Source organism: Streptomyces sp. NEAU-174, from assembly GCF_052665095.1.
In genome coordinates, this window is the sequence record NZ_JBQTCE010000018.1 from 37,173 (window position 1) to 62,035 (window position 24,863).

A 24,863-nucleotide genomic window follows, 5' to 3' on the forward strand; every position below is an offset into this window, starting at 1 on the left:
ATTCGGGTGAGCCGCGGTCAAGGATATTCCCCGGGTCCCACCGCGATCCCGCTCCTAGCGCGGAGCATGCCCGACCGGCTGGTGGTGCGCACCGCGCTCGACCGCCTCGACGCGCTGGCCACCATCAGCCACACCTATACGAGCGCCGCCGGCTTCACGGTGACCGCCACCTACGACGGAGGCCCCAGCTTCCTCTCGTCCAGCGGCACCGACGCCCAGACCGTGCACAGGGCGGCCACCACCACGGCGGTGGTCTCTTCGCCGAACCCCTCTCTGGTGAGCGATCCGGTGACGGTCACCACGACCGTGTCCCCCGTCGCCCCCGGCGCGGGGACGCCCACCGGGCTCACGGCCGATCCGCCGCCCCGTCGGGCGCCTCCGCGTCCGCCTCGGGGCGGCGGTACATCCGGGTGGCGGTGATCTGGCCGTGGACCTGCTGCTCCTCCTCCGGCTCCCGGACCGGCAGACCCGGCCGCAGATGCTCCTCGACGCTGATGTACTTCAGCCCGGCCCGCAGGTCCGCGTCATTGCGCAACCGGATCACCAGCGGGAACTCGGCCAGCGCCGTGGTGTCGAACAGCCCCGTCGTATAGAGCAGCTGCACCCCCAGCGCGTCCGCCACCGCCCGCTGGAGCTCCAGCAGATAGGTGGCGTTGGCGCGGCCGATGGGGTTGTCGAGGAAGAGCGTGCCCGCGTGGCGGTGCTTGTCCCGGCCCCGGTCATTGCTGCGCAGGGCCGCCATGGTGCAGTACAGCGCGATGGCGGCGGTCAGCAGCTGACCACCGGAGAACACATCGCCCATCTGCCCCACCGGCACCCGCTCGGCCCGCAGCACCGCGTCCGGCTTGAGGATCTCCACGGCCACCCCGCGCGGCTGGAGCGCGGCGTGGACCCCGCGCAGCAGCAGCGACATGCCGTCCCGGCGCAGATCGGAGTTCTTCCGGACGGCGGAGCGGGTGGCCTCGTCGATGACCTCGCCGAGCCGCTCGGTGAGCGTGGCCTGGTCGGGGTCCTCGAAGCGGATCCGCAGGAACTCCTGGCCCGACCACTCGCCGAGCCCCTCCGGGAGCCGGGAGAGCCGCTGTGCCGAACGCAGGGTGGCCAGGCAGGACTCGACGAGGCCGCGCAGCCGGTCCACGATCGAGTCGCGGTTGCGCTCCAGCTGCTCCAGCTCGTCGGTGAGCACGCGCAGCCGGGGCGCGAACGCGTCGGCCCAGGCGGCGGCGTGCTCGGGCAGCGCGGCCGCGGGGAGCTCCCGGATCTGCTGGCGGGCAGGGGTGCGCACCTGCTCGTAGCGGGTGGAGTTGGCGTGCCGTACGAGGACGTCGCTCGCCTCCCGCACCGAGGACTCGGCCGCCGACAGATCGGCGGCGCAGCCGCGCAGTGAGCGGCGGGTCTCGGCGGCGGCCTGCCGGGCCTCGGCGAGATCCCCGGCGTACGGCTCGGGCCGCTCGCCGTCGTCCTCCGCGCCGGGGCCGTCCCGCAGCAGATCCCGCAGCAGGGCGGCGGTCTCGTCGAAGCCGCCCGCGGCGTCCTCGGCGGCGCGGTGGGCGCGCACCAGGTCGGCGTGGGCGGTGCGGGCGGTGTCCAGGGCGTCCGTACGGGCGGCCAGTTCGCCATTGGCGGTGCGCAGCAGCTCCTTCGCCTGCTCGGCGTCGGCCGGGACCATCTCCTCCGGCAGCTCGGTGTGGGCGTCGCCGTCGGCGGGGGCGAGCCGCTCCGCCTCGCCGCGCAGCCGGCCCAGCTGCTCGCTCGCCGCCGACGCGCGGCTCTCCAGCATCTGGACGAGCGATTCGGCGCGGGCGGCGGCGGCCTGCCGGGAGGGGCCGTCGGCGCCGTCGGTGCCCTCCAGGAGCTGGGCGGCGCGGGTGCGGACCTTGTTGGTGAGCCGGTCGAGGGAGGCGAGGGCCGCGCTCTCGTCGCTTTCGGCGCGGGCCTGTTCGGCGCGGAGGTCGGCGCCGACGCCGACCTTCTCGTAGACCTGGGAGGCGGCGCGGTACGCCTCGCGGAGCGCGGGCAGCGAGGCGGAGGGCGGCTCGGTGGCCTCGCCGAGGTCGTCGGGGGCGCCCGCGATCTCCGCGCGCTCGGCGCGCAGGGCACGGGCGGTACGGCGCGCGTCGTCGGCCGCGCGCTGGGCGGCGCGCCGGTCCTCGTCGGCGGCGCGGGCCCGGTCCACACAGCCCGCGGCGCGCTCCTCGTACTCGACGGCCTCCTCGGCCAGTTCGCGCAGCCGGGTCTGCCAGGTGGCGCGCTCCCGCAGCCGGTACGCCAGCCCGGCCAGCGCGTCCGCCACCCGGCGGGCCCGCTGCGCCGCCTCCTGGCGCTCGTCCCGGACCCGGGCGGCCTCGGTGGCGGCCTCGTCGGCCTCCGCACGTGCGGTGCGCGCCTCCACGAGGTCGCGCTGCGCGGTGTCGGCGGTCTCCCGGGCGGTCTCGGCCGCCGCCGCGAGCTCCGCGAGCCGACCGGGCGGGCAGCCGGTGCGCCACGAGGCGAGCCGCGCGGACAGCGCCCGGTCCCCGGCCAGCCGGGCGGCGAGCGCCCTGATCTCCTCGTCCCGCGCGGTGGCGCGGGCCCGCAGCTCGCGCCGCTCGTCGTCGGCGGCGCGCTCGTCGTGCATCGCCGGGTTCGGCGGCACGAGGAAGACGCCGCTCTCCTCGGCACCCGGCGCGGGCGTCGGCGCGAGCAGCGCGGCCGACGTCCCGACGGCCACGGCGGACCGCGGCAGCAGCGACGCCTGGCCGAGCACCTCACGGGCGCGGGCGTGGGTGCCGGGGTCGGTGATGACGACACCGTCCACCAGCTCGGGGCGGGCCGCGAGCACGGCGGCGTGGTCGGCGGGGTCCACGGCCTGGGCGAGATAGCGCCAGCCGGGGAGCGCGGGGATGCCGTGCTCCCCGAGGAACTCGACGGCCGCCAGCACATCGGCACTGGGCGGCAACAGCCCCCCGTCACCGAGCGCCCCCAGGATGCGCGCGTCCTCGGCGGCGGCGGTCCGCAGCTCGAACAACTGCCGTTCGGCGGAGCTCACGCTCTCCTCGAGCAGCTCCCGCAACGCCTCGGCGTTCCGGTCCAGCTCCTCGGCGGTGAGCGGCCCGTCCGCGAGGGGCCGTGGGGCGGGCGGCGTGCGGTGGCCGCTGCCGCGGCCGTTTTCGGGTTCGGGTTCGGGTGTGGGTGTGGGTGTGGGTGTGGGTGCGCCGCCGGGCTCGGGGCTCCAGCAGTCGGAGTCGTCGGGGGCGGAGGCGGAGTCGGTGGCGGAGTCGGTGGCGGAGGAGGCGGGGGCGGAGTCGGTGGCGTCGGAGTCGGCGGGGGTGACGTTGCCGGGCGGGGTGTCGATGGCAGCGGCCTTCCCTTCGGCCCGACCGTCGTCACCGTCCCCGACCCGGGCCGACACCTCTCCGGACGGCCGGGACTCGGCCGCCACCACCCGGGCGCCACCGCGCGGGGCGCCCGCCGGGGCCGCTTGGGTGACGTCGGCGGAGTCCGGGGCGATCCGCATCCCGGCCTGACCGCCGTCGCCGCGAGCATCGGCCGCCACCGCCGGGGCACCGCCACGGCGGCCCTCCGGGCGCGGACCGCCACCGCCCGACGGATCGTCCTCGACCTCGTCGATCCGCACCGTCACCCGCCCCGCGGGCCGCGACTCCGCCGCGAGCGGACGACGCCCGGGGGCCTCCCCGGGGTCCGTCTCCGCGTCCTCTGCGGACGCTCCTCCATGCCGAGTGGGGCGCGTCTCCTCCGCCTCACCCGCCGGTCCGGTATCCGCCCGTCCACCGCCGACGGGGGCGGAGCCGCCCCCCGCCTCCTCAACTCGCCCCGGCATCTCGGCCCTCGGGCACGGCTCACCGAGCGCGCACGAGGCGGCGACGCCGTCACCGGGCGTCGGTCCGGTGCCCGGGAGCCGGTCGCCCGCAGCAGCTGCGTCACCTTCCGCGTCCGCGATGGCATCCGTCGACCAGGCCGCCGCGCCGGGGGCGGGGTCCATCCCGGCGTGGTCCTCAGCCGCGAGGCGTTCGCGGGTGTCGGTGGGGGGCTCCTCGGGGGCGTAGGCGTGGTCGTGGGGCGTGGGTTCGCCGTCCACGGGGGTCGGGTGGGCGGAGGGGTCCGCGCGGAAGGCGGCGGGGAGTTGGGAGAGGCCGACGTCGTCCGCGTCCTCCTCGTCCACGTGGACCGTGATCCACCCGTCCCGGCCGGAGTCGGTCGGCAGGGCGCGGGCGCCTCGGCGACCCGCGGCGCCCGTGCCCGCGCCCGCGTCCGGAATGCGCACCGTCACCCCGCGCGCCGCGCGCGCGTCCGCCGGTGACGGGCGGGTGGCGGCACCGCGGGGGGCGGGCACGGCGGCGGACAGCTCCGGCAGGCCCAGCAGTTCGACCAGGCGCTGCTCCGCGCCCAGCGCCTCCGCGGCGCGCCGCTCCGCGTCGTACGCGGACTCCGCGGCGCGCGCCGCGTCCACCGCTCGCGCCGCGGCCAGTTCGGCGCGGGCCTCCTCGGCGGCGGCCGACTTCGCGTGGTCGGCGGTGCGCCGGGCGGTCTCGCGGGCCTCGTCGAACGCGGCGACCGTGGTCTTCTCGGCGTCGCTCGCGGCGAGCGCGGCGCGGGCCGGGTCGGCGTCGGGGGCGGAGTCGTCGAGCCATCCGGCGCGGACGGCCTCCGCGGTCTCCTGCTCGACCTCGGCGAGCCGCTGGCGCAGATGCTCGGCGTCGCTGCGGGCGCGCTGGGCCGCCGTGGCGGCGGAGGTGGCGTCGCGGTGGGCGGCCTCGCCGTCCTCCTGGAGGGCGGCGGAGCGCTCCTCCTCCTCGTTGGCGACCCGCTCGCCGTCCTCCGCGGCCGCGTGCAGGGCGCGGACGAGGTCGGCGGCGGCCTTGGCGCGGGCGGCGAGCGCGGGGGCCGCGTCCCGCTCGGCCTCGCGGATGGCGGCGGCCACGCGCGCGGAGCGGTCGGCGGCGGCGCGGTGGCGCAGCACCGTCTCGGCGGCCTGCCAGGCGGAGTGCAGGGTGCGGGCCTCGTTGAGCTCGCGGCGCTGCGCGGCGGCGCCCTTCTCGGCGGCGGCGAGCGCCAAGGAGGCGTGCCGGTAGGCGAGTTCGGCGGCGACGAGATCGCTGCGGCCACGCGCTTCCTCGGCGTCGGTGACGGCCTCGGCGGCGGAGGCGACCTGCTCGGCGAGCTCGGCGGCCCGCGCCCGCTCCTCCGCGCCGCGCGCGGACAGCCGCCGGGCGAGCGTACGGGTGCGGCGCTCGGCGCCCGCGTGCACACCGCGCGCCTGCTCACGCCGGTCCGCGGCGTCCGCGATGCGCTGGAGCAGATCGAGCGAACCGGCGGTGAAGTCGCGCTCGGCGGTCAGCTCGGCGCGGCGGCCCAGCTTGTGGGCGAAGCCGTGGACGAGGTCGGCGAGCCCGTCCGTGTCGCGGGTGTCGGTGACGGCGCGCAGCAGGAGGTCGGTGAAGTCGGAGTCGTTCTTGACGGCGAAGAGCCCGGCGGCCTCGCCCTCGTCGGCGTTCATCTCCCGCTGGTAGCGGAAGAGTTCGGGGTCGAGGCCGAGCTCGCCGAGGTGTTCGTTCCAGCGCTCGTGGATCTCCACCCAGACCACGTCCAGATGCGGGTACGCCTTGGTGGCCTCCGTAAGGGCGTCACGGAAGCCCTTCATGGTGCGGCGGCGGCCGCGGGCGGTGGAGGCGCCCTCGACGGCGGGCCGCACCGCCGCGGACTCGGCGACCGGCAGCGAGTCCAGGCTCATCCCGGGGCCGGGCCGGAAGGAATACCACGCCTCGGCGAACTTCCGCGGGTCGTTGGAGACCTGACGGCCGCGCCATTCGCTGACCTTGCCGACGACGACGGTCTCACCGGTGACGGTGTGCTGCCACTCCAGCGCGACATGCCCGCAGTCGTCGGCGAGCAGGAACTTGCGCAGCACACCGGAGCTGGCGCCGCCCAGGGTGTTGCGGTGGCCGGGCAGCATCACCGAGAAGATCAGCTTGAGCAGGACGGACTTGCCGCCGCCGTTCTCCAGGAAGAGCACCCCGGCGGGGGCGGGGCGGCGCGGCGGGCCGACCGGCTCCTCCTCGAAGAACTCCGCCTGGGTGGGCGCGGGGCTGGGCACCGGCTCGCCGACTCCGCGCAGGTCCAGCACGGTGTCGGCGTACCGCGCACCGGCCGGCCCGATGGAGTAGAGGCGGATCCGGGACAGCTCGTACATGGCGGCGGACTCTCGTTGTCGGAAGGTGGGGTGGTGTCGGGCGGGTGGGGGCCGGGCGTCGGGGTTCAGGAGTGGAAGGGGAGACCGGCGTCGGCCACCAGGTCGAGGTCGTCGCCCTGGTCGGGGGGCAGCAGGGTGGCGCCGCCGTCGCTGACGGGGACGACGCCGAGCTCCAGCAGCTCGGTCATGGCGGCGGAGGCCGCCATGTCGCGTACCTGGAGCTGATAGCGGGCGGTCGTGCGGTAGGTGCCGCCGGATTCGTCGCCGGTGCGCTGGAGGAAGCCGGAGTCGACCAGGAAGGCGACGGCCTTGCCGACGATGCCGGTGGTGGAACCGGCGAGCCTGCGCGCGTCCTTGGTGGCGCCGGTCGCGCTGCGCCGGGCGTAGACCCGCCAGGCGGACTCCAGCCCGGGCGCACCGGTGGCGGGGTCGGTGTTCTCCCCCTGCTCCTCGGCGCGCTCCTCCAGCCGCCGGCACGCCTGGCGGACGAAGGCGTCGACACCGTTGACGGTGACGCGGCCGATATAGCCGTCGTCGGCGAGGTCCTCGGGGCGGGGGAACGCCAGCGCGGCGACGGCGAGGTGGGCGAGGCCGTGCAGAAAGCGGTCGGCGGAGTCGGTGGCGGCGCGGCGGGCGTAGTCGCCCATGCGGACGGCGAAGACGGAGTCCTCGGCGGCGGTCACCGCCATTCCGGCGCGGGTCGACACCTCCAGCACGATGAGCCCGAGCCCGGCGGCGACGGCGTCGGTGAGGCGGGCGAACGCCGGTTCGTCGCGGTGGCGGCGCAGCAGCTCGGCGTATTCGACGTCCCGCGCGGGCAGCAGCTTGGGCTGGAGCCCGAAGGCCACCAGCCGCGCGGCGTCGGCCGCGTCGGCGGGCGTCAGCCCGGCCGCCGCCGGGGCGGGTGCCGCGTCCGGCGGTGTCATCTCGTCGATGTCGTACTCGGTCACGGCTGAACCTCCTCGCGCGGGGCGTACTCATGGGTCGCGGTCATCACGCCACCTCCGCGCGGTCGGCCGCCATGCCGACCGCGTCCAGCAGGGCGGTGCCCACTATCAGGTCGGCACCGCCGAATTCGGGGTCGTCCAGTTCGGTGCCGTCGTCCACGGCGAACAGCAGCCGCTGCTCGCCCTGGCGGTAGGCGGTGCCGACCGGGGGGCTGGCGGCGTGGACGGCGAGGAGGGCGATCAGATAGGGCAGCTCGGGGTCGCGGCGGCGGGCGTCGGCGAGCAGCCCGGACAGCCGCCGCGGGGCGTCCGCGGGCAGTTCGAGCAGCTCCATGGCCACCGCCAGCTGCTCCTCGCTGAAGCGGCTGTCGTCGGGGGTGGCGATGAGGTCCGGCTCGGGCATCTCCGCGCCGAGGTGCTCCCGCTCCACGGGCGGGGTGAGCAGCATCTCGACCAGGTCGCTCATCCGCACCGAGGTCGGGGTGCGCAGCCCCGTGCCGCGGGCGAAGAACGCGTCGGTGACCCGGCCCGCGCGCTCGAGGGGCAGCGGGAGGACGGGGGCCAGCAGCTGTCCGTACAGGTCGTATCCGGAGCGCGGGGCGGGGGGCGCGAAGGCTTGGCGGTCCTGCTCGGCGCGGAACAGCGGACCGGCCTCCAGCAGCCGGGACTGGAGCTGGGTGTGGCGCCGGATGCAGTCCTTGACGATGTCGACGAGCTCGGCGGCGCGCCGCTTGTGCTCGGCGCCCTCGGCCTCGTCGCGCGCCTTGCGGATGTTGGTGAGGATCGCGTTCTCGTGGCGGTAGCGGTCGGCGACGTGGTCGAGCGCCTCGCTGATCAGCTCGGGGACGGTGCTCAGCCAGTCGACCGCGCGGACGTTGCGCCGGGTGGCGTCGAGGGTGCGGCGCAGCGTCTCCGAGTACTGCACGGTGCGGTAGCGGGCCTGTTCGGCGGCGAGTTGGGCATCGGCGAGGCGGCCCCGGCTGATCAGGACCTCCAGCTTGACCTCGGCGGCGATCTGGGCGCTGGTGACGTCCGTGTCGAGGGCGCCGACCAGGACGTTGACCGCCTCGTCGGTGGTGCGCAGATAGACGCTGCCGCCGGGGCCCGGCACCTCCTCGATCAGCTTGAAGTCGTAGTCCCTGCGGACATACACCCCATCGGGCCCGAAGGTGCCGTAGACGGCGCGGAAGCCGCGGTCCACACTGCCGACGTTGATCAGGTTCTCCAGCACCCAGCGGGCGACCCGGTCGTGCTCGGCGGCGGGGCGGCCGGGGGCCTGGGCCGCCACCCGGGGCAGCAGCCTGGCCACTATCTGCTCGTGGTCGGCGCCGGTGTCGAAGTCCATGTGGAGCGTGACGAGGTCGATGGCGGCGAGGGCGACCTCCGCCATCGCGTACACCCCGTACTCCCCCGCGAGGTTGGCCTTGCGCGCGTCCAGGTCGTGCAGCGGCGCGGTGCAGGCGAGCGCGCGCAGCCGCCGGGCCAGGCCCTCGTCGGCGGCCGGGCCCGGGGCCGGCCGGGCGGCCCCGTCAGCGGTGTTGAGCTGGGGCGCGGCGGCCCCCGGGGGTGGAGATGATGTCACGTCGCACAGAGTAGGGCGTCGCACCGACAACGTACGAAACGGCACGGAGATCCCGCTATGACACACCAGGTCCCCGGCGCGTGCACGCGCATACACCGGCGCGTCCCCCGCACCTCACCGATCCGTCAGTCTACGGCTCACCGGCCGGTGGTCCGTCCAGGGCGAGCGCCGCGAAGGTGGCGAGCCAGTGGTCGCCGGTGAAGTCCCCGGAGACGGTGGCCGGGAGCCCGGCGGCCAGATGGTCGCGGGCCGCCGTCCGCAGCACGTCCGCCCGCGGATCGCCGTACGGCAGGGCGGCTGCCACGCGGCGGAGCGCGGCGGCCCGGCTGAGGATGAGGCCGAGCAGATGACCGATGTGCGGATCGGCGGGGTCGGAGACGATGGGCGGGGTGAGCACGGTCACGGGCGCGCCCCATTCGACGCCGGGGAGGAAGCGTTCCAGCCAGCGCGCGAACTCCTCCTCCGGCAGCACCCGGCAGACCGCCTCGGCCTCGGTGAGCGTGGGCGAGAGGAAGTCCTGCCCGGACGGCTCCCAGTGGACGGGGGCGTCGTGGTCGTCGGCGAACCAGTCGAGGACGGCCTCGGTGACCGGTTCGACGATCCCCTTCGCGCCCGCGGCGACCGCGCTGTCCAGGACCAGGCCGAGGGCGAAGGCGCTGTTGGTGTGGACGCCGTGCCGCACCGGGTAGGTGGCGCGTTCCAGCCATCCGCCCAGCAGTGCGCGGACGGCGTCGGCGGCCGGTTCCAGGGCCTTCGCCCAGCGCTCGCCCGCGGGCCCCGGCAGGCTCCGGCACTCGGCGGTCAGCGCGAGCAGCCAGGCCCATCCGTAAGGGCGCTCGAAGGAGGGGTGGGCGCGCAGATAGTCCGCCTCCGCGGCGAGGGCGTCGGCCGTAAGGTGCCCGTCCAGTACGGCGGTGACCTCGTCGGCGCGGACGCGGTCGGGGCAGCGGCGCAGCAGCCGGACCAGCAGCCAGTGCATATGGACCGCGGAGTGCCAGTCGTAGGAGCCGTAGAAGGCGGGGTGGTGCCGGCGCGGCTCGACCAGGTCCTCGGGGCCGCGCAGCAGATGCGCGGGGGCGTTGGGGTAGGCCCGGGTGACGTTGGCGGTGGCGAGGGCGGCGAACCGGGCCGCGTACCGGCCGAGTTCGCTCCCGACCCCGTTCGGATCGCCCGGCTCGCCCCGTTCATCCGTATCTTCCGGCTCGTCCGGCTCGTCGAATGCATAAGGCGCGTTCAATGCGTCGCCCCCTCGGCGACGCGCAGGTCGGTCCGGGTGCTCACGGCCGCACCGATGATCGCCCGCAGCGCGTCGGCCGCCATGGCGGCCGGCAGTGCGGGTTCGGCGCCGTCCACGACCTGCTCGGGCGCGTACGGGAGGTGGACGAAGCCGCCGCGCAGGGCGGGCCGCTCGGTGGCGATGAGATGGGCCAGACCGTAGAAGACGTGGTTGCACACAAACGTTCCGGCGGTCTGTGAGACGGCGGCCGGAATCCCGGCCTCGCGGACGGCCGCGACACACGCCTTGACGGGCAGGGACGCGAAGTAGGCGGCGGGGCCGCCCTCGACCACCGGTTCGTCGATGGGCCGGCGTCCGGCGTTGTCGGGTATCCGGGCGTCGTCCACGTTGATCGCGACCCGCTCGACGGTGACACCGGGACGGCCGCCCGCCTGGCCCACGCACAGCACCAGGTCGGGGTCGGCCTCCGCCACGGCGGCGGCCAGCTCGTCGAGGGCGGTGCCGAAGACGCAGGCGAGTTGTACGGCCGTGACCTCGGTGCCGGGCGGCGGATCGGCGGCCACGAGGGAGACGGCCTGCCACGACGGGTTGACGGCCGAGCCCGCGAAGGGTTCGAAGCCGGTGAGAAGCACGCGGGTCACAGCAGCGGCCCCCTTCAGAAGGCGAACAGCGAGATGATGGCGATGTTGCAGACCAACAGCGCCCCGGCGGTGGGGATCTGCGCCTTGATGGGCCCGTACTGGTCCTTGAGTTCCAGCAGGGCGGCGGGCACCAGGTTGAAGTTGGCGGCCATGGGCGTCACGAGCGTGCCGCAGAAACCGGCCAGCATGCCGACGGCGAGGACGACGGGCGCGTCCCCGTGCATCTGCTGGATGAGCACGGGCCAGCCGATGGCGGCGGTCATCACCGGGAAGGCGGCGAAGGCGTTGCCCATGATGACGGTGAACAGGGCCATTCCCACGCAGTAGACGGCCACGGCCACGTACTTCTGGCCCTCCGGCAGCACCTGTTCGGTGATCTTGCCGACCTGGGTGCCGACCCCGGCCTCCTGGAAGATGGAGCCGAGCACGGCGAGCAGCTGGGGCAGCAGCAGCGCCCAGCCCATGGACTCCAGCAGGCTCCGCCCGGCGTGCAGGGGCACTGCGGGCCGCCGCTCGCGCACCACGGCCATCCCGACCAGCAGTCCGACGATCGCGCCGAAGCCGAGGCCGAGGATGGTCTCGCTGCCGGCCTCCAGGACCGGTTCACCCCCGATGTGCCAGTGCTTGACGGCCGAGGCGCAGACGACGGCGACCAGCGGGATGGTGAGCGCCGGGACGAACAGCTTGCTGCCGAGCCGGGCGGCCGAGGCCGCGCGCTGCTCGGGCGTGGTGGTGCGCGGCACACCGCGCCCGGTGAGCGGGAAGCCGCCCAGGCAGACCATGACGAGGACGGCGACGCCCAGCGGTTCGGCCGGGGCCTTCTTCTCCACCACCCAGCTGCTGTAGAAGAAGCAGCCGCCGAGCAGGCCCCAGAAGGCGGCCGAGCCGAGGCGCTTGGGGTTGGTGCGGTCGACGACCATCTGGGCGGCCATGGCGAGGAAGACGGCGCCGACGAGCCAGTAGAACCACTCCGCCTTGATCACTTGGCTTCCTCCGCGGTGCGGCTGCCCTCGGCAGCGGATCGGCCGCCGGAGGCGGCGAAGTCGTGGTCCAGTGAGCGGTCCAGGCGCAGCAGCCGGAAGCCGTGGATGAGGAACGCGCAGACGGCGGTGGGGATGGCCCACAGCGCCAGCTGAAGCGGCTCCAGATGGGTGTGGTACGTGGTGTTGACGAACCCGGTGATCAGCAGGATCGAGCCGATGGCCAGGAAGCAGTCCTCGCCGAAGAACAGCCCGACGGTGTCGGCGCTGGCGGAGTACGAGCGGACGCGCTCGCGGACCCGCTCGGGGAGCGGGCCGTGGCGGCGCTCCGCGGCGCCCTCGGCCATCGGCGCGACCATGGGCCGCACGCTCTGGGCCGGGCCGCCGATGCTGGTGAGGCCGAGGGCGGCGGTGAGCTGGCGCAGCAACAGGTAGAGGGCGAGGAACCGGCCGGTGGTGAGCTTGCCGAGCCGACCGATGAGGGTACGGGCCTGTTCCTGGAGGCCGTGGCGCTCCAGGAGGCCGATCACCGGCAGGGTGATGACGAAGATCGTCACCGAGCGGCTGGAGGCGAAGCCGTTGCCGAAGGCCGCCAGGATCTCCTGGGGCGAGAGCTTGGCCAGCAGTCCGGTGGCGATGCCGGCGACCCCCACCACCAGCAACGGGTTGCGTCGTGTGGCGAATCCGAGGATCACCACGAGGACGCCAAGGAGAACGATCATGCGTCCCGCCTTCCGCGCACAAGGACCTCACGGGGGCGTGAGGAGGGTGCACCGGAGGCTAGGCGTTCGTTCAACGATCCGACAAGAGCCTGAAACGAACTTGTTCCGGCCCTGCCGGATCGTTTACCGCTGGGAAACCTCTATCGGCGGGACATCTTCCGCCCGTAGGCGTCGGCCAACTGCCCCTGGGAATCGTCCAGATAGGAGGCGAGCAGCCGCTCCGCCTCCACCGCGTCGCCGCCCTGGAGCACCTCCAGGATCTGGCGGTTGCGCACCAGATAGGGGGCGTGGAAGCGGCGGGGGTCGGCCATGACGTGGAAGACCAGCCGGAGTTCGGCCAGCACCGCGCGCATCAGTTCGTCGGCGCGCGGACTTCCGGCGAGGGAGACAATCGCCTGATGGAAGCGGATATTGGCGGTGGACAGGTCCTGCCAGGCCCGGTCCCGGGCGGCCCGCTCGCCCGCCAGGACCGCCGCCTCGACCGCCCGCACCTCGTACGGCGGCTCGCCCAGGCCGCGCACCGCCGCGCATTCGACGAGCCGGCGCACGCGGTAGATGTCGTTGAGGTCGTCGACCGTGACGACACGGACGAAGACGCCGCGGTTCAGCTCGTGCACCAGCAGCCGCTCGTGGGTCAGCAGGCGGAACGCCTCCCGGAGGGTGTTGCGCGAGACGCCGAGCGCGCCGCCCACGCTGTCCTCGGACAGCCGGGTGCCGGGCGGGAAGAACCCCTCGGCGATGCGGTCGCGCAGGATGTCCGCGACGCGCTCCGCCGTGCTGGTGCGCCCCAGCAGCGCCCGGTCGGCCTCGAGTCCGGCGGCGAGACCGGGGGCCGGGGCGTACCCGGCCGACTCCACCGGCGCCGCCGGCTCCACGCCCCCTGCCGTCCCCGGCGACTCCGGCATCTCCGGCGACTCGTCCGGCGACTCGTCCGGCGACTCGTCCGACGGCTCGCCGGAACGGCGATTTACACCCTTTGCCCCGTTCGCCACATCAGCCCCTGTTCGGTGTCTCGTTCGTCCCGTATAGCGAGAAGTCAAGCCCAGAAACCGTCACCGGACAACAACCATCTTGTCGGATCGTTCAACGATCGCTTACCTTGTGGTGCCATCCACAACCCCGCACGTATCCCCCACGCCCGAACGGACGGATATGACCGCATCCTTGGCGAACCTGTCCATCGATCTCAACGCCGACCTCGGCGAGGGGTTCGGCCGCTGGCAGCTCACCGACGACGAGGCCCTGCTGTCCATCGTCACCAGCGCCAATGTCGCCTGCGGCTTCCATGCCGGGGATCCCTCGACCATGCGCCGGGTGTGCGAGCTGGCCGCCGAGCGCGGAGTGCGCGTCGGGGCCCAGGTCTCCTACCGGGACCTGGCCGGTTTCGGCCGGCGCAGCATGGATGTCCCGGCCCGGGAGCTGGCCGACGAGATCGCCTATCAGATCGGCGCGTTGGAGATCTTCGCGCGTGCCGCCGGGACGCGGGTGCACTACGTCAAGCCCCATGGCGCGCTCTACAACCGCAGCGTGCACGACGAGGCGCAGGCCGCCGCCGTGGTCGAGGGCGTCAGGCTGGCCGCCGGCGGTCCGCTGCCGGTGCTGGGGCTGCCCGGGTCCCGGCTGCACGAGGCGGCCCGCGCGGCCGGGCTGCCGGTGATCGCCGAGGCGTTCGCCGACCGCGCCTACACCGGCGCCGGGACGCTCGTGCCGCGCACCGAGCCCGGCGCCGTGGTCCACGACCCGGACACGGTGGTCAAGCGCGCCCTCGGCTTCGCCCGCGACCGCGCGGTGACCTCGATCGAGGGACGGCGCATCGAGGTGGACGTGCGCTCGCTGTGCGTCCACGGCGACACCCCCGGCGCCGCCGACCTCGCCCGCCGGGTGCGGTCCGAGCTGGCCGCCGCGGGAGTGCGCGTGGCGGCGTTCATATGACGGTGCGGACCCTGCCCGTCGGTGAGCACGGGCTGCTCATCGAGCTCGACAGCGGCGAGGCGGCCGAGGCGCTCCACGCCGAGCTGCTGCGCCGCGCCGCCGAGCGGCGGCTGCCCGCCGTGCGCGAGATCGTGCCCGCCGCCAGGACCGTGTTCCTCGACGGGCTCGCCGACCCCGGGCGGCTCGCCGCCGAGCTGCCAGGATGGCGGATACCGCCCCTCGACCGGGGCGACAGCGAGATCGTCGAGGTGCCCGTGCGCTACGACGGGCCCGATCTGGACGAGGTCGCGCAGCGGTGGGGGGTGACGCCCGAGGAGGCCGTACGGATCCACTCCGGCGCCGAGTTCCGGGTGGCCTTCTGTGGCTTCGCGCCCGGCTTCGGCTATCTGACGGGGCTGCCCGAGCGGTTCCACGTACCGCGCCATGCGACGCCCAGGACCCGGGTGCCGGTCGGCTCGGTGGCCCTCGCGGGCGGGTACACGGGCGTCTATCCCCGCTCCTCCCCCGGCGGCTGGCAGCTCATCGGCACCACGGACGCCGTGCTGTGGGACACCGAGCGGGAACCGGCGGCGCTGTTCACCCCCGGCACCCGCGTCCGCTTCATCCCGGTAGCGGATGACGCGGCCCCTGAAGGGGCGGCGCCATGACCGACAGCGCCTTCGTCGTCGTACGGCCGGGAGCCCTGACCACCGTCCAGGACCTGGGTCGGATCGGCCATGCCCATCTCGGGGTGCCCCGCTCGGGGGCGCTCGACCAGCCCGCCCACCGGCTCGCCAACCGCCTGGTGGGCAACGCCGAGGGGGCCGCGACCCTGGAGACCACGCTCACCGGCTGTGCGGTGCGGCTGCGCCGCCCGGCGACGGTCGCGGTCACCGGCGCGCCCTGCCCGGTCACGGTCGACGGCCGCCCGGTCGCGTGGGGCGCGGCCGTACGGGTGCCGTCTGGCGCGCTCCTGGAGGCCGGGGCCGCCGCTCATGGGGTGCGCAGCTATCTGGCGTTCGACGGTGGGGTCGAGGCCGAGCCGGTGCTGGGCAGCCGGGCCACGGATGTGCTCTCCGGACTGGGCCCGGCGCCGCTCGCGGACGGTGCGGTGCTACGGCTCGGGCGGCCGGGCGGGACGGTGCCCGCCGTGGACGGGGTGCCGCATCGGGGCGTCGCACCGGAGCTGGTGCTCCCCGTGGTGCTCGGTCCGCGCGACGACTGGTTCACCCCCGCGGGGCTGCGCACCCTCTCCACCGGCGACTTCCGTGTCTCGGCCGCGAGCAACCGGATCGGCCTGCGGACCGAGGGCCCCTCGCTGGAGCGGGCGCGGGACGGTGAGCTGGCAAGTGAGGGCATGGCGCTCGGCGCGCTCCAAGTCCCGCCGGACGGACGGCCGGTGCTCTTTCTCGCCGACCATCCGACGACCGGCGGCTACCCGGTCGTGGGCGTCGTGCCGGAGCGGTATCTGGCCGCCGCGGCGCAGGCCGTCCCCGGCACTCCGGTGCGGTTCGCCCCGCTGGGCCGGGCCTCCTGGGGGCCGCCTGCCGGACGGACCGTCCCGGACGGCGCCTAAGGAGCGCGCCGTGTGCCGACGCGCTGCCTGCGCTGTGCCTTGCGGCGCAGCGCGCGGCGCTCCTCCTCGCCGGTGCCGCCCCAGACCCCGTGGGTCATTCCGCTCTCCAGTGCGTAGTCCAGGCATTCCTGGATCACCGGACAGCGCCGGCAGACCTCCTTGGCCAGCATCTCCTGCCGCCGGGCGGCCGGGCCGGCCACCCCCACGGGGAAGAACAGCTCCGGATCCTCGTGCGTGCATTCGGCGTCATGCCACCAGGCCATGGCTGCCCCTTCCCTGAACAACGTCGCTGAAAGCACCCGCCGTCGGGCTCACGCGCGGAGGTGCGCGGGGCGGGCGTCCGTGGGTCATGCGGGCGCGTCCGGGCGGGCTTTGACAGGGGTCGGGTTTCCGATCGTGGCGGGGGCAAACGGATCCGAACACGCCATGCCTCATATCGGGCTGCCTGGTTGAGCCCCGGGGCGGTCCGGGGCCCTCCCAGGGGCGTCAGTCCCGAAGCCGTTCGGGCGTCAGTCCCGCAGCGCGCGGGTGTCAGTCCCGAAGTTGCTCGGGCAGCAGGATGACGCTGCTGCCCGGCCGGCCGATCCAGCGCGGGCCGCCGTCGACCGCGACCCCCGTGACCGCGGCGGCCATCGCCAGCGCCCGCGCCGTCCAGCCGGACGGATGCCCGCCATCCCCGAAGCGATAGCGCCACGCCTCCTCCGGATCGCCCCGCTCCGGGTCGAGCATGACCTCCTGGCAGGGGCACATCGCCCCGTCGCGGGCTATGGAGGGGTGGATGAACGCGTCGGGGTGGTCGAAGACCGAGACGGCCACGGTGCCCTGGGAGAGCGGCGCCAGCACCTCCTCGCCATGGATGGCGATCCCGTCGAACTGCTGGAGCACCACACCGCCGGGCGCCGCGCCGACCAGCACCCGCCCCTCCTCCTCCAGCAGGACATCCGCGTAGTCGGCCGCGCCGTCCGCCTCCCCGTCCTCGCCCTCGCCCCCGTCCTCGTCCTCGCCCCCGTCCTCGCCGATGGTGGCGACTATGTCCCCGCCCAGCGCGGCCACGACCTCCGGCACGCTCCGCCCGGCCACGAACGCCACACAGCCCCAGTCCTGGTACTCCCCCTCCTCGGCGTCGAAGGCGGCGATCAGCTCATCGGCCGCCCGCTGCGCGGCCCGCTCCCCGGGGGACGGCTCCCGGGCGCCGGGCACCCCGGCCACCAGGTCGGCCAGCGGCGTCCACCACGCCAGCTCGCCCGGGCTCCGCCCGTCGGCCTCCCGGGGCCGCCAGGGGTCGGCCCCGGCCGCGATGAGCGCCGACGCCTTCTCCCGGTCCCAGTTGCGCACCGCGTGCCACAGCGGGGTGCGGCCCGCCGCGTCCGGCTGGTCCACCCCCCGTGCCACCGTGAGCAGTTCGGCCAGCACCTCGGCGCTTCCCGAGCAGGCCGCGGAGTGCAGCGGCGCCATATGGCCACCAAGGACGCGGTCGGGGTCGGCTCCCGCGGCGAGCGCGGCGCGCACGGCCCGCAGATCCGTCCAGTCGTGGATGTCCTGCCAGTCGGTCATGCGTCCAATCTGGCATCCGCCACCGACAATCCGTCCCCGGCCTCCTCCGGCGGGCCGTAACCGCCGCCGCCCGGGGTGTGGACGACCAGGACGTCCCCCGCCCCGACGTCCGCCGCGTCACGGCCGTCCAGGCGGTCCACCGAACCGTCGGCGCGCTCGATCAGGTTCGCGCCCAGCGCGCCCGGTCCGCCGCCCGCCATCCCGTACGGGGCCACCCGGCGGTGGCCGGTGAGGAGGGCGACCGCCATCGGCTCCAGGAAGCGGATGCGGCGGGTGACGCCGTGGCCGCCGCGCCAGCGGCCGCGGCCCCCGCTGCCCCGGCGGATCGCGAAGCTCTCCACCCGCACCGGATAGCGCCACTCCAGCACCTCGGGGTCGGTCAGCCGGGAGTTGGTCATATGGGTCTGTACGGCGTCGGCGCCGTCGAAGCCGTCCCCGGCGCCGGAGCCGCTGGCGACCGTCTCGTAGTACTGGACGCGGTCATTGCCGAAGGTGACGTTGTTCATCGTGCCGGAGCCCTCGGCCTGGACGCCCAGGGCCGCGTACAGGGCGCCCGTGACGGCCTGGGAGGTCTCGACGTTCCCGGCGACCGTGGCGGCCGGGAAGACGGGCGCCAGCATGGAGCCCTCGGGAACGCGGACCTCCAGGGGCTTCAGGCAGCCGCTGTTGAGCGGGATGTCCTCGGCCACCAGGGTGCGGAAGACATAGAGCACGGCCGCCATCACCACCGAGCTGGGCGCGTTGTCGTTGCCCGGCCGCTGGGGCGAGGTGCCGGTGAAGTCCAGGACGGCGCCGCGCGCGTCGCGGTCCACCGTAAGGCTGACGCGGATGACCGCCCCGCCGTCGGTCTCGTAGCGGTACGAGCCGTCGCGCAGCCCGGCGACGATACGGCGCACCGACTCCTCGGCGTTGTCCTGGACGTGGCCCATATAGGCGTGCACGACGTCGAGGCCGAACTGCCCGATCATCCGGCGCAGTTCCTGGACGCCCTTCTCGTTGGCGGCGATCTGGGCGCGCAGATCGGCGAGGTTGGCGTCCGGAGCACGGGACGGATACGGCCCGGCGGTCAGCAGCTCGCGGGTCTCCCGCTCGCGCAGCGCCCCGTCCCGTACCAGCAGCCAGTTGTCGAAGAGGACGCCCTCCTCCTCGATGGTGCGGCTGAAGGCGGGCATGGAGCCGGGGGTGATGCCGCCGATCTCGGCGTGGTGGCCGCGCGAGGCGACGAGGAAGAGCAGTTCGTCCCCCGCCTCGTCGAAGACCGGGCTGACCACGGTGACATCCGGCAGATGGGTGCCCCCGTGGTACGGATCGTTGATCGCGTACACATCGCCGGGCCGCATCGCGCCCTTGTTGCGCCGCAGCACCTCCTTGATGGACTCGCCCATGGAGCCCAGGTGCACCGGGATGTGCGGGGCGTTGGCGATGAGGTTGCCCTCGGCGTCGAAGAGTGCGCAGGAGAAGTCGAGCCGCTCCTTGATGTTGACGGAGTGGGCGGTGTGCTCCAGGCGGACACCCATCTGCTCGGCGATGGCCATGAAGAGGCTGTTGAAGACCTCCAGCATCACGGGGTCCACCTCGGTGCCGACCGCGGTGGTGCTCGGGCGCGGCCGGACCCGGGTGAGCAGGAGATGGCCGCGCTCGCCCATGGTGGCCTGCCAGCCGGGGTCGACCACGGTGGTGGCGTCCTCCTCGGCGACGATCGCGGGCCCGGTGACCCGCTCCGACGGGCGCATGTGGTCGCGTTCGTAGAGCTCCGTCCGCTGCCAGTGCCCTTCCGAGAACATCCTTACGGTCGTCACGGGCGCCAGTTCGCCCTCCCTGGGCGGGCGTTCCACGGCATGGCCGCCGGCCGGCCCGGACGCGCCGACCGCCTCGACCGACACCGCCTCGACGACCAGGGGCTTGTCCATGGTGAAGGCGTAGCGGGTGCGGTGCGCCCGGACGAAGTCCTCGGTCATCGCGGGGGCGGAGCCTAGGGGTACGGGGATGCTGGAGTCGGTGCCCGCGTACCGCAGATGGACCCGGGCGACGGTGTCCAGGGTGTCCTCCGGGACCCCGTCCGCGAGCAGTTCGCCGCGGGTCTGATCGGCCAGCCGCGCGCACAGCTCGCGCACCCGCGGCAGCGTCTCCTCGCCCAGTTCCGCCTCGACGGCCTGCTCGCGCATGGCGGTGGCGTCGGCCACCCCGATGCCGTACGCGGAGAGCACCCCCGCGAGCGGCGGCACGATCACCGTGCCGATGCCGAGCGCGTCGGCGACCGCGCAGGCGTGCTGGCCGCCCGCGCCACCGAAGCTGGTGAGCGCGTAACGGGTGACATCACGGCCGCGCTGCACGGAGATCTTCTTGACCGCGTTGGCCATGTTGAGCACCGCTATGTCCAGGAAGCCCGCCGCGACCTCCTCCGGTCCGCGCCGGTCGCCGGTCGCCTCCGCGATCTCCTCGGCGAGCGCGGCGAAGCGCTCCCGGACCGTCGTCGCGTCCAGCGGCTGGTCGGCGTGCGGGCCGAAGACCGCGGGGAAGTGGTCCGGCTGGATCCGGCCGAGCATCACATTGGCGTCGGTCACCGTCAGCGGGCCGCCGCGCCGGTAGCAGGCGGGGCCGGGGACGGCACCGGCCGAGTCCGGCCCCACGCGGTAGCGCCGGCCGTCGAAGTGGAGCACCGAACCGCCGCCCGCCGCCACGGTGTGGATGTTCATCATCGGGGCGCGCATCCGCACCCCGGCGACCTCGGTGCCGAAGATCCGCTCGAACTCGCCCGCGTAGTGCGAGACATCGGTCGAGGTGCCGCCCATGTCGAAGCCGATGACGCGGTCGTGTCCGGCCTCGCCGGAGGAGCGCGCCATGCCCACCACACCACCCGCGGGCCCGGACAGCACCGCGTCCTTGCCCCGGAAGTGCGCGGCCTCCCGCAGCCCTCCGTTGGACTGCATGAACATCAGCCGGATACCGCGCAGTTCGGCGGCCACGTCCTCCACATAGCGGCGCAGGATGGGCGAGAGATAGGCGTCGACCACGGTGGTGTCGCCGCGGGACACCAGCTTCATCAGCGGGCTGACCTCGTGGGAGCAGCTCACCTGGGTGAAGCCGAGGTCGCGCGCCACCGCGGCGACCGCCTGTTCGTGCGCGGTGTGCCGATAGCCGTGCAGCAGGACGACGGCGGCACTGCGGAAGCCGTCGCGGCGGGCGGTGCGCAGCGCCTCGGCGGCGGCGTCGAGGTCCAGGGGGCGGACGACCTCGCCATGGGCGTCCACCCGCTCGGGGATCTCCACCACCCGGTCGTACAGCGCCTCGGGGAGCAGGATCCGGCGGTCGAAGAGGCGGGGGCGGTTCTGGTACGCGATGCGCAGCGCGTCCCGGAACCCCTCGGTGACGACGAGGACGGTCGGCTCGCCCTTGCGCTCCAGGAGGGCGTTGGTGGCGACCGTGGTGCCCATCTTGACGACGTCGATCCGGTCGGCCGGGACCGGATCGCCGGGGCCGAGCCCCAGCGTCTGCCGGATCCCGGCGACGGCGGCGTCCGTATAGCGCTCGGGGTGGTGGGACAGCAGCTTGGCGGTGACCAGGCGGCCGTCCGGACGCTTGCCGACGACGTCCGTGAAGGTTCCGCCCCGGTCGATCCAGAATTCCCAGCGACCCGTCACCCCGCCATTGTCGCAGCGGACGGCGGTGTGCCGACGATGAGCGGATCGGCGGGCGGCTGGGGCGGCTGGGGCAGTGGGTCGGTGGTGGACGGGTGCGGAAGGTGGGCGGGGGCCGGGCCCCGGGTCACCGCGGTGAGCGCGGCGAGCGTCGCCCGCCGGTCCCGGTCCTCGAGCAGGTGTCCGGTGCCCCTGAGGCGGTGGCGCCATTCCAGGGCCGCCAGCGAGACCAGACCGGGCAGCAGGTCGGTGCAGCGGTCGGCGATCCAGCGGGTGCCGCGGGTCGCCATCCACCACGCGGAGGCGGCGCGCGAGGGCGCGACGCCGTCGAGCTCCAGGGACGGCGGGGCGCCGGTCGCGATGGACCGGGCGCGCAGCGCGCCGTGGAACTCCCTGGCCAGCAGCCGGTGCCCGAGCTCGCTCGGATGCAGCCGGTCCACGCTCCACGCCCGCCGGTCGGCGACCCAGGTGTGGTCGCTCAGCTCCACATGGACCGCCTCGTGACGCTGGGACAGCGCGTGCACCACGGTGTTCACCGCGCGCATCCGGCGCCCCAGGGGGCGCGCCAGCGCGGACGGCAGCCCCAGCATCCGCCCGGGGTCGGGCAGACAGGCGGTGAGCACCACGGCGCCGTCGGCGCGCAGCGCGCCGATCGTGCGGTCCAGGGCCTCGGCGACCCGGTGGATGTCGAACGAGTCGCGCAGCGTGTCGTTCCCGCCGACCACGACCGACACCAGATGCGGGCGGGCACGGCGGGCGGCGGGCAGCTGTTCGTCGGCGACATCGGCGGCCAGCGCCCCGCTGCGGGACAGATTGACGAACTCCACGGGCTCGTCGGGGTGCGGCCCGGCCGCCGCCGCGAGCAGCGCGGCCCAGCCGCGCCAACCGCCGCCGGGCGCCGGGTCGCCGAGCCCCTCGGTGAGCGAGTCGCCGAGGGCGGCGAACCGCAGCCTGCGCGGCTCCGCGCCCTCGCCCGGGCACTCGCCCGCGCACGCGCCCGTGGCCTCCTCGTCGCCCGGCGTGGCGCCCGGCGTCCGGCCCGCCCGGTGCGGGGCAGTGCCCTCCCAGTGCTGAGCAGTGCCCGCCCGGTGCGGGGCAGTGGTCACGTCCTGCCCCGCACACCCCGTCTCCGTAGGGACGGCCTCCGTAAGGACGGCGTCCACGATGGCGGCCTCCGTAAGGGCGACGTCCGCGACGACGGCCTCCTTACGAGACGGTTCCGTACCAGCGCGTCGGTCCCCCGTGTGAGCGCCGGCTGCCGTGTGAGCGCCGGCTGCGCTCACCGCACACCGCCGATGGCCCGGGGCGCGGAGACCCCCGGAGCGGCCGGGAGCGCGGCGGCCGGGAGCCGACCGCCGTCGGCGCACCGGACGCCCTCGGTGGACGCGTCATGGGCGGCCAGGAAGGACGCGACCGCCGCGGGCCAGCCGTAGCGCTCGGCCCGGGCCCGGGCCGCCGCCCGGCGCAGGGGCTCCGAACGGCCGAGGACGCGCTCGACGGCGTCCGCGAAGGCCGTTCCGTTGTCGGCCGCGGTCTCGCCGGCCGCGCCGACGATGTCCGGCAGCGCGGAGAGCGCGCTGACGACGACGGGCGAGCCGCAGGCCAGCGCCTCCAGCGCGGCGAGGCCGAAGGTCTCCGCCGGGCCGGGCGCCAGCACCACGTCGGCGCTCGCCTGGATGGCGGCGAGTCCCGACCGCTCCGCCAGATGGCCGAGGAAGACGGCCGGAAGCCCCTCGGCGCGGGCGCGGGCCTCCAGCCGCGGCCGGAGCGGCCCGTCCCCGGCGACCACGAGCGCCGCGGAGACGCCGCGCCGCCGCAGCTCGGCGAGCGCGTCGAGCGCCCGGCCCGGCCGCTTCTCGGGCGACAGCCGCGAGCACATGGCGATGAGCACGGCCGCCTCACCGCGGTGGTGGTCCCGCAGCGCGGCGTCGTGGTGGGAGGGGTGGAAGTGGCCGAGATCCACGCCCAGCGGGGCGCGTACGACGTTCCGGGCTCCGATCCGTACGAACTCGCGCGCCGCCCATTCGGTGGTGCAGACGATCCGCGAGTACGCCCGCGCGGTACGGAGGTTGAGCCGGTCGGCGGCTCCCTCGGCGAACGCGTCCGGCACACCCCAGGCGCGCAGCACGGCGTCCGCGCTCTCGTGGGAGACCATCACGGCCGGTACGCGGGCGCGCCGCGCCCACTCCCCCGTCCAGCGGAGGGAGGTGCGGTCCGACACCTCGAGCCGGTCCGGTCCGAGACCGTCGAGCAGCCGGGTCAGCCGCCGCCGGTCGGCCAGGACACGGTAGCCGCCGGTGCCGGGGATGGTCGGCCCGGGCAGCGTGATCACCCGCCCCTGCCGGGTGTGCTCGTCCGAGACCCGCTCGCCCGGCACCACCAGGACCGCCTCGTGCCCGGCCGCCTGGTATCCGGCCCCGAGCTCGCGCAGCGCGGTGCGCAGGCCGCCCGAGGCGGGGGTGACGAAGTTGGCCAGCCGGACGATGCGCAGCCCCTTGCCGTCGCTCATGTTCTGCTCTCCTCCCACAGCTCCCACAGCGCTCATGCGGCGACCGCCGTGCGGGCCGCCAGGACCTCGGTGTAGTGGTCGATGAGCTGGTCGCCGATCGCCTCCCAGGTGCGGCCCTCGACCGCCTCCCGGCCGGCGTGGCCCAGCGCCGCGCGCAGCTTCGCGTCGGCCGCGAGCAGCGACACGGCGTCGGTCACCTCGGTCGCGTCCCCGGGCGGCACCAGCAGCCCGGTGCGCCCGTGGTCGATCAGGTCCAGCGGGCCGCCCGCCGCGGGCGCGATCACCGGGACGCCGCTGGCCTGGGCCTCCTGCACGGTCTGGCAGAAGGTCTCCTGGGGCCCGGTGTGGGCGAAGACGTCCAGCGAGGCGAAGACCCGGGCCAGGTCGTTGCCGGTGCGGCGGCCGAGGAAGCGGGCCCTCGGCATGGCCGCCCGCAGCGCGGGCTCGCTCGGCCCGTCCCCGACCACGACCACCTGGATGCCGGGGAGCTCGCTCAGCGGCGCGAGCAGCTCGACGTTCTTCTCCGGGGCGAGGCGGCCGATGTATCCGACGATCAGCTCACCGCCGGGGGCGAGCGAGCGGCGCAGCTCCGGGTCACGGCGCGAGGGCTGGAAGCGCTCGGTGTCGACCCCGCGCGGCCACAGCCGGATCCTCGGCACGCCGTGCTCGTCCAGGTCGCGAGCGGCGGCGGTGGAGGGGGCGAGGGTGCGGTCGGCGGCGGTGTGCACGGCGCGGATGCGCCGCCAGGCCGCGTTCTCGCCCGCGCCGAGGTAGGTGCGGGCGTAGGAGCCCAGGTCGGTCTGGTAGACGGCCAGCGCGGGTATCCGCAGCCGGAGCGCGGCCGTCATCCCCCGCGCGCCCAGCACGAAGGGGCTGGCGAGGTGGACGACATCGCTGCCGTGGGAGGTGATCGCGGCCGCGAGCTTCCGGCTGGGCAGCGCGACCCGCACCTGCGGATAGCCGGGCAGGGGCAGCGACGGGATACGGACGACGGGGTACGGATGCGACCGGTCCATCTCCCCTTGGCTCTCGGGCGGACCGCCGGCCGCGGCGGGCGGTGGACCTCCGGGGGGACCCGCCGGTGCGATGACCACGGGGTGATGACCACGGCGGTGGAGATGGTCCGCGGTCTGAAGCGTGCAGTGAGCGACGCCGTTGATGTCGGGTGGGAAGGATTCAGTCACGATGGCGACACGCATACCGGTGTTGTCGGCGTACGAAGGGTGGCCCCGGCATCGTGAACGTTTCGCGCCGTAGAACGTCCCATGAGCGTTGGCCCTCGCACCCCGAGGGGGCCCTTCAGGGCCCCTGGAGGGATCGCCGCAAACCCGTATGAACCCGCTGGAATCGACGGCCGGTCACCCGGCGTGAATGTT

Annotated in this window: 18 protein-coding genes; 4 read left to right on the forward strand and 14 right to left on the reverse strand. The window is 74.9% G+C overall.

What is annotated here, in order from left to right; all coding sequences use genetic code 11:
* The first annotated feature begins 66 nt into the window (after positions 1-66).
* On the forward strand, positions 67-420 hold the full coding sequence (locus ACT2CW_RS39370; protein WP_445520067.1) for a hypothetical protein: 354 nt from the start codon (positions 67-69) through the stop codon (positions 418-420).
* Here the strand turns inward: ACT2CW_RS39370 and ACT2CW_RS39375 are convergent.
* The 8 genes from ACT2CW_RS39375 to ACT2CW_RS39410 form a co-directional block, all read right to left on the reverse strand.
* On the reverse strand, positions 347-6,190 hold the full coding sequence (locus tag ACT2CW_RS39375; protein ID WP_445520068.1) for a hypothetical protein: 5,844 nt from the start codon (positions 6,188-6,190) through the stop codon (positions 347-349). The two genes, ACT2CW_RS39370 and ACT2CW_RS39375, sit on opposite strands and share 74 nt — an antisense overlap.
* Before the next feature lie 65 nt (positions 6,191-6,255).
* Complete coding sequence (locus ACT2CW_RS39380) at positions 6,256-7,116, reverse strand: hypothetical protein (protein WP_199334603.1); 861 nt, start codon at positions 7,114-7,116, stop codon at positions 6,256-6,258.
* 67 nt (positions 7,117-7,183) lie between these two features.
* Positions 7,184-8,719 (reverse strand): hypothetical protein, encoded by a 1,536-nt coding sequence (locus ACT2CW_RS39385; protein ID WP_414081713.1) that lies wholly within the window; start codon positions 8,717-8,719, stop codon positions 7,184-7,186.
* 130 nt (positions 8,720-8,849) lie between these two features.
* Complete coding sequence (locus ACT2CW_RS39390) at positions 8,850-9,956, reverse strand: DUF2891 domain-containing protein (RefSeq protein ID WP_445520069.1); 1,107 nt, start codon at positions 9,954-9,956, stop codon at positions 8,850-8,852.
* Positions 9,953-10,597 (reverse strand): pyroglutamyl-peptidase I, encoded by a 645-nt coding sequence (pcp, locus tag ACT2CW_RS39395; protein ID WP_086883689.1) that lies wholly within the window; start codon positions 10,595-10,597, stop codon positions 9,953-9,955. The genes ACT2CW_RS39390 and pcp overlap by 4 nt, the downstream gene beginning before the upstream one ends.
* A gap of 14 nt (positions 10,598-10,611) precedes the next feature.
* Positions 10,612-11,580, reverse strand: coding sequence for a DUF979 domain-containing protein (locus ACT2CW_RS39400; protein WP_182467931.1), 969 nt, complete (start codon positions 11,578-11,580; stop codon positions 10,612-10,614).
* The gene (locus ACT2CW_RS39405; RefSeq protein WP_086883691.1) at positions 11,577-12,299 is read right to left on the reverse strand and encodes a DUF969 domain-containing protein; all 723 of its coding nucleotides are present in this window, start codon (positions 12,297-12,299) and stop codon (positions 11,577-11,579) included. The genes ACT2CW_RS39400 and ACT2CW_RS39405 overlap by 4 nt, the downstream gene beginning before the upstream one ends.
* 140 nt (positions 12,300-12,439) lie before the next feature.
* Positions 12,440-13,291, reverse strand: a complete 852-nt coding sequence (locus tag ACT2CW_RS39410; RefSeq protein ID WP_445520070.1) for an FCD domain-containing protein — start codon at positions 13,289-13,291, stop codon at positions 12,440-12,442.
* 160 nt (positions 13,292-13,451) lie between these two features.
* Here ACT2CW_RS39410 and ACT2CW_RS39415 point away from each other — a divergent pair, with 160 nt between their 5' ends.
* From ACT2CW_RS39415 to ACT2CW_RS39425, 3 genes are read left to right on the forward strand one after another with little or no spacing between them, the layout of a single operon-like run.
* Positions 13,452-14,231 (forward strand): LamB/YcsF family protein, encoded by a 780-nt coding sequence (locus ACT2CW_RS39415; RefSeq protein ID WP_445520071.1) that lies wholly within the window; start codon positions 13,452-13,454, stop codon positions 14,229-14,231.
* Entirely contained in the window at positions 14,228-14,878 is a 651-nt protein-coding gene (gene pxpB, locus ACT2CW_RS39420) for a 5-oxoprolinase subunit PxpB (protein WP_182467933.1), read from the forward strand. Before ACT2CW_RS39415 ends, pxpB begins: the two co-directional genes overlap by 4 nt.
* Positions 14,875-15,786 (forward strand): 5-oxoprolinase subunit C family protein, encoded by a 912-nt coding sequence (locus tag ACT2CW_RS39425; protein ID WP_445520072.1) that lies wholly within the window; start codon positions 14,875-14,877, stop codon positions 15,784-15,786. The genes pxpB and ACT2CW_RS39425 overlap by 4 nt, the downstream gene beginning before the upstream one ends.
* Here ACT2CW_RS39425 and ACT2CW_RS39430 read toward each other — a convergent pair.
* The 6 genes from ACT2CW_RS39430 to ACT2CW_RS39455 form a co-directional block, all read right to left on the reverse strand.
* The gene (locus ACT2CW_RS39430) at positions 15,783-16,049 is read right to left on the reverse strand and encodes a WhiB family transcriptional regulator (protein WP_164436945.1); all 267 of its coding nucleotides are present in this window, start codon (positions 16,047-16,049) and stop codon (positions 15,783-15,785) included. The two genes, ACT2CW_RS39425 and ACT2CW_RS39430, sit on opposite strands and share 4 nt — an antisense overlap.
* 268 nt (positions 16,050-16,317) lie before the next feature.
* On the reverse strand, positions 16,318-17,340 hold the full coding sequence (locus ACT2CW_RS39435) for an ankyrin repeat domain-containing protein (RefSeq protein ID WP_445520073.1): 1,023 nt from the start codon (positions 17,338-17,340) through the stop codon (positions 16,318-16,320).
* Positions 17,337-20,981 carry a hydantoinase B/oxoprolinase family protein gene (locus tag ACT2CW_RS39440; RefSeq protein ID WP_445520074.1) on the reverse strand — a complete coding sequence of 1,215 codons (3,645 nt, stop codon included), beginning with the start codon at positions 20,979-20,981 and terminating at the stop codon, positions 17,337-17,339. The genes ACT2CW_RS39435 and ACT2CW_RS39440 overlap by 4 nt, the downstream gene beginning before the upstream one ends.
* Positions 20,978-21,928, reverse strand: a complete 951-nt coding sequence (locus ACT2CW_RS39445; RefSeq protein ID WP_445520136.1) for an SGNH/GDSL hydrolase family protein — start codon at positions 21,926-21,928, stop codon at positions 20,978-20,980. Before ACT2CW_RS39445 ends, ACT2CW_RS39440 begins: the two co-directional genes overlap by 4 nt.
* Positions 21,929-22,257: 329 nt before the next feature.
* Positions 22,258-23,487 carry a glycosyltransferase gene (locus tag ACT2CW_RS39450; RefSeq protein ID WP_445520075.1) on the reverse strand — a complete coding sequence of 410 codons (1,230 nt, stop codon included), beginning with the start codon at positions 23,485-23,487 and terminating at the stop codon, positions 22,258-22,260.
* 32 nt (positions 23,488-23,519) lie between these two features.
* On the reverse strand, positions 23,520-24,686 hold the full coding sequence (locus tag ACT2CW_RS39455) for a glycosyltransferase family 4 protein (RefSeq protein WP_182467938.1): 1,167 nt from the start codon (positions 24,684-24,686) through the stop codon (positions 23,520-23,522).
* Positions 24,687-24,863: the final 177 nt, after the last annotated feature.

Bases quoted from the DNA above. Each gene is read 5' to 3' on its own strand.
- ACT2CW_RS39370 (WP_445520067.1), top strand. From the start codon at position 67: ATGCCCGACCGGCTGGTGGTGCGCACCGCGCTCGACCGCCTCGACGCG.
- ACT2CW_RS39375 (WP_445520068.1), bottom strand. From the start codon at position 6,190: ATGTACGAGCTGTCCCGGATCCGCCTCTACTCCATCGGGCCGGCCGGT.
- ACT2CW_RS39380 (WP_199334603.1), bottom strand. From the start codon at position 7,116: ATGACACCGCCGGACGCGGCACCCGCCCCGGCGGCGGCCGGGCTGACG.
- ACT2CW_RS39405 (WP_086883691.1), bottom strand. From the start codon at position 12,299: ATGATCGTTCTCCTTGGCGTCCTCGTGGTGATCCTCGGATTCGCCACA.
- ACT2CW_RS39415 (WP_445520071.1), top strand. From the start codon at position 13,452: ATGACCGCATCCTTGGCGAACCTGTCCATCGATCTCAACGCCGACCTC.
- pxpB (WP_182467933.1), top strand. From the start codon at position 14,228: ATGACGGTGCGGACCCTGCCCGTCGGTGAGCACGGGCTGCTCATCGAG.
- ACT2CW_RS39425 (WP_445520072.1), top strand. From the start codon at position 14,875: ATGACCGACAGCGCCTTCGTCGTCGTACGGCCGGGAGCCCTGACCACC.
- ACT2CW_RS39430 (WP_164436945.1), bottom strand. From the start codon at position 16,049: ATGGCCTGGTGGCATGACGCCGAATGCACGCACGAGGATCCGGAGCTG.
- ACT2CW_RS39435 (WP_445520073.1), bottom strand. From the start codon at position 17,340: ATGACCGACTGGCAGGACATCCACGACTGGACGGATCTGCGGGCCGTG.
- ACT2CW_RS39450 (WP_445520075.1), bottom strand. From the start codon at position 23,487: ATGAGCGACGGCAAGGGGCTGCGCATCGTCCGGCTGGCCAACTTCGTC.
- ACT2CW_RS39455 (WP_182467938.1), bottom strand. From the start codon at position 24,686: ATGCGTGTCGCCATCGTGACTGAATCCTTCCCACCCGACATCAACGGC.